Source organism: Pantoea sp. GbtcB22, from assembly GCF_019091025.1.
In the GTDB taxonomy this organism is placed as follows: domain Bacteria; phylum Pseudomonadota; class Gammaproteobacteria; order Enterobacterales; family Enterobacteriaceae; genus Pantoea; species Pantoea leporis.
Genome location: NZ_JAGXKB010000652.1, coordinates 1 through 243, shown reverse-complemented (window position 1 = coordinate 243; position 243 = coordinate 1). Strand labels below are relative to the sequence as shown.

At 50.6% G+C, this 243-nt stretch carries 1 pseudogene; it reads left to right on the top strand.

Annotation, left to right across the window (positions count from 1 at the left end):
- Window positions 1-106: 106 nt before the first annotated feature.
- Window positions 107-243 (top strand): annotated as a pseudogene (locus KVT28_RS26280) (S-methyl-5-thioribose kinase); the annotation flags it as partial.

Here is a 243-nt window from a genome sequence, read left to right as displayed (position 1 = left end):
TGGTGTGAAATCCCTGTTGCGTTAATGCTGGCTATTGTGCCAACATGCGTAGCGGATGTATAGACGTCTGACCGGCTTATTACTATCGATAATCGAGGAACAGGCAATGTCGCAATACCGTACGTCCAATGCTGCCGATGCTGTGGAATATGCTCAACAATTTGGCGGCGTGGACGATCCGTCAGCGCTGGAGAGCGCCGAGGAGATCGGGGATGGCAATCCCAACCTGGTGTTTAAAATTTT